A 4,102-nucleotide genomic window follows, 5' to 3' on the forward strand; every position below is an offset into this window, starting at 1 on the left:
GGCGACGCGGGAGCCGTTCCGCATGGCCCTGAGCTGCCTGCACCACGCCTACGGCAACGACCTGCCGCCGCTGCCGGTGGTCGCGGCGATTCCGGAGCCGGAGCGCCGGCTGCTGCTGCAGATGATCGAGAAGGGGGTGAACAGCCCGCTCACCTCCAGTTGCGGCCGGCTTTTCGACGCCGTCGCCGCCCTCTGCGGCCTGCGCGACCGGGTCAGTTACGAGGGGCAGGCGGCGCTGGAACTGGAGATGGCGATCGAGGGGGAAGGAGAGGCGGGGTACTACCCCTACGACATCGAGCACGCGGCGGCGGGGTACATCTTCCAGCCGGCGGCCACCATCCGGGCCATTGTCGACGACCTGCAGGGAGGAGTCCCGGTTCCGGCGGTCAGCGCCCGCTTCCACAACACCCTGGCGTACCTCGTCGCCGAGACCTGCCTCCTCGTCCGCGCCGACACCGGCCTGGCCCGCGTCGCCCTCTCCGGCGGCGTTTTCCAGAACCGCTACCTGACCGGGAAGTGCGTGTCGATCCTCAAACGCGGCGGCTTCGAGGTCCTCACCCATTCCCTCGTCCCGCCCAACGACGGGGGGCTGGCCCTTGGCCAGGCGGTCATTGCCGGGTGGCAGGCAGGGGAAAGATAGTCAAGCCGGTTGGCGACACCTGGCACCATAGGAGCCCGGGGGTCCTGAAAGGGAAAGACGGGGAAGCGGAAGACGATGGCTAAACGCCGGAGACCGAAAAAAAGATTTCTGATCAGCTTCGCCCTGGCAGGAGCGCTTCTCGCCGCCGCCTATACGGTCTACCTGGATTTTACCGTGCGGGCGCGGTTTGAAGGCAAACGCTTTGCCCTGCCGGCGAGGGTCTATGCCCGGCCGCTGGAGCTGTATCCGGGCCTGCAGCTGAGCCCTGCGGAATTGATCACCGAACTCGCCCTGCTCGACTACCGCGAGGCGCCCCAACCCCGGGAGCCGGGCACTTATCACTGGAGTAGCGACGCCCTCGACCTGACCACGCGCCCCTTTGTCTTCGCCGACGGCCCCCAGGAGGCGGCGGCATTGCGCGTCGAGTTCGCTGAAGGTCAGGTGAGTGCATTGATCGATCGCGGCGACGGCCAGTCGCTGCAGCTTGCGCGGCTGGAACCGGCCCTGATCGGCGGGATTTATCCCGGGAAAAACGAGGACCGGGTCCTGGTCAAGCTGGACGACGTACCCGGGCACCTGGTCGATGCCCTGATCGCCGTCGAGGACCGCCGGTTTTTTTCCCATCACGGCATCGATCCGAGGGGCATCGCCCGGGCCGTCATCGCGACGGCAAGCGGCGACGGCGTGCAGGGCGGCAGCACCCTGACCCAGCAGCTCGTCAAGAACTTCTACCTGACCGCCGAGCGAACCCTGAGGCGAAAGTTCACCGAAATGGTGATGGCAGTCCTGCTGGAGGCCCATTACAGCAAAGAGGAGATCCTCGAAACCTACCTCAATGAAGTCTACCTGGGCCAGGACGGCAACCGCGGGATTCACGGGTTCGGGCTGGCGGCTCCTTTCTTTTTCGATAAGCCCCTGAGCCGTCTCGACATCTCCGAGGCGGCCCTGCTGGTGGGCATGCTCAAGGGACCGACCTATTTCAGTCCGCGCAGCCATCCCAAACGCGCGCTGGAACGGCGGAATCTCGTTCTGGCGCAGATGGCCGAAACGGGGGTCATTACCGAACAGCAATGGCGTTCGGCCAGGGCGACATCCCTTGGTGTCGTCGCCCGGCCCTCCCGCGGCACCTCTCCGTATCCGGCTTTTCTGAACCTGGCCTATCGCCAGTTGATGCGCGACTACCGCGATGAAGACCTGCGCTCGGAAGGGCTGCAGATTTTCACCACCCTCGACCCACGGGTGCAACATTCGGCCGAAAGCGCCCTGAGCAAACGCCTGGCGCGTCTTGAAAAAAACCGGGGCATGAAGACCGGCACGCTGCAGGGGGCGCTGCTCGTCACCAGTACCCAGAATGCCGAGGTGCAGGCCGTGGTCGGGGGACGTGATCCTCGCTTCGAAGGGTTCAACAGGGCCCTCGACGCCCAGCGGCCCATCGGTTCGCTGATCAAGCCGGTCGTCTACCTTACGGCCCTGCAAGAGCCGCAGAGCTACACCCTGGCGACGCTGCTCGACGACAGCCCCCTGGTTCTGCAGCAACCCGGAACGGACGACTGGGCCCCCCTGAACTACGACAAGGAATTTCACGGCGAGGTGTCGCTGCGAGCTGCCCTGGTGAACTCGTATAACGTGCCGACGGCGAGGCTCGGCCTGGCGCTCGGCGTACCCCGGGTAATGGCGAACCTACGGAGACTCGGCATTGAGCGGGAGCTGCCGGAGCATGCATCGAGCCTCCTCGGTTCGAACGCCCTTTCCCCCCTGGAAGTTACGGAGGTCTATCAGACGATTGCCGGCGACGGCTTTCGTACCCCGCTGCGCGCGATCCGTGCCGTATTGACCGCCGAGGGCGAACCGCTGCAAAGCTATCCGCTCAACGTCGAGCAGGAAATCGAGGCGGCGCCCCTCTACCTGCTGACCGCTGCCATGCAGGATGTGGTGCGCGAGGGAACGGCGCGCGAGCTCGGCGCTTATCTGCCCGCGGACCTCGAAATTGCCGGGAAAACCGGCACCACCGACGACTTTCGCGACAGTTGGTTCGCCGGATTTACCGGCGATCGCCTGGGGGTGGTCTGGGTCGGACGCGATGACAACGGGCCGACCGGGCTGACCGGGGCCTCCGGGGCCATGACCGTCTGGGCCGACATGATGGCCGGCCTGAACCCCGCGCCGCTGATCCTGCCCGAACCGGAAAACATTGAACGGGTCTGGATCGATCCGGTGTCGGGCCTGCTCAGCGACGAGGGATGCCGGGATGCCGTCGAGCTTCCCTTCATCAGCGGCTCGGCACCGACGGAGGCCGCCCCCTGCGGGCCGCGTTCCCTGGGCGGGTCGATCAAGGGATGGTTTGAAAGGACATTCGGACGATGAAAGCCATACGCCGAGCCGCGTCGCTTGCCGCAGCCCTGCTCCTGGCGGGGTGTGCGGTGCTCCAGCCGGGCACCCCGCCGGAACCGTCGCGGAACACGGCGGTGCTGGCTCTGCTGGACAAGGCGCAAGCACAGTCCTCCGCCGGCCAATTGGAGGCAGCCGATGCCTCGCTGGAGCGCGCCTTGCGCATCGAGCCGCGCAATCCCTTTTTGTGGCAGGAACTGGCCCGGGTCCGACTGGGGCAGGGCCAATACCGGCAGGCGGAAAATCTCGCCGCGAAATCCAATGCCCTGGCGGGGGAGGACAAGAGGCTGCGGGCAGAGAACTGGCGGCTCATCGGCCAGGCGCGCAGCAGGCGCGGCGACCAGAAAGGGGCGCAGGCGGCCTTCGAAAGGGCCAAGGGGGAATAATGTGAAGGGGTCAGAAGGGTCAGCTCTCCACATTTGACAACTTTCCGTTGAATCTGTGAAATCGTAGTTTAGACCCCTCTTGATTTTCTCGAGGCCGGCAGCCGGCGGGGCAGGACTGCGGGGCGGCGAGCGAAAAACCCCCTCGATCCCCCTTTACGAAAGGGGGATGAACGGCGCCTTCGGTCGGAGTTGGTGGAAGTTTCGGCCGAGTCAGTTTCCGGGGGAGGGGGCCAGAAGGGGGGCATGTCACCCCCTTTGTAAAGGGGGGCCGGGGGGGATTTCCGCCCTTGCTTTTCGCCCCGAGATGTGCGACCTATAAGACGATTTTAACGTTGACCCGAGCCGCGAGGGCGCCATGGGGATGGGGTGGCGGGAGGTTGAGAAGGAATGAGGCCGTGTCGGCCGGCGGGTGCCGGCTGGTGCGGCTTTTTTGCTTGTAGGAGGCGAAAAATAAATCTGGGCATCTTTCAGTCCTCAGTCTCTTCCAGTGGAAGCTTTTGGCTTTCTGATATTTTTTGTGCACAGGCTAAATATTCCGTTTGAGTAGATCACCGGTTCACGCGCACGCGCGCGTGAACCGGTCAATAACGAGTTGGATGAAGAGAGATTATGAGTAAAGCGAAAGATAAAGATGCAATAGAGTCGGCACGAGCAGTTATTGAATTTCTTAAGGGCCAGTTAGTGGACC

Annotated in this window: 3 protein-coding genes; all 3 read left to right on the forward strand. The window is 64.4% G+C overall.

Annotation, left to right across the window (positions count from 1 at the left end):
* Window positions 1-640 (forward strand): carbamoyltransferase HypF (locus tag VD811_07500; protein HXV20815.1); only part of this gene is annotated, 640 nt, incomplete at its 5' end.
* Window positions 641-715: 75 nt separating this feature from the next.
* Entirely contained in the window at window positions 716-3,004 is a 2,289-nt protein-coding gene (mrcB, locus tag VD811_07505; GenBank protein ID HXV20816.1) for a penicillin-binding protein 1B, read from the forward strand.
* Window positions 3,001-3,414, forward strand: coding sequence for a tetratricopeptide repeat protein (locus tag VD811_07510; protein ID HXV20817.1), 414 nt, complete (start codon window positions 3,001-3,003; stop codon window positions 3,412-3,414). Before mrcB ends, VD811_07510 begins: the two co-directional genes overlap by 4 nt.
* Window positions 3,415-4,102: the final 688 nt, after the last annotated feature.

The organism is Desulfuromonadales bacterium, from assembly GCA_035620395.1.
Lineage (GTDB): Bacteria > Desulfobacterota > Desulfuromonadia > Desulfuromonadales > DASPGW01 > DASPGW01.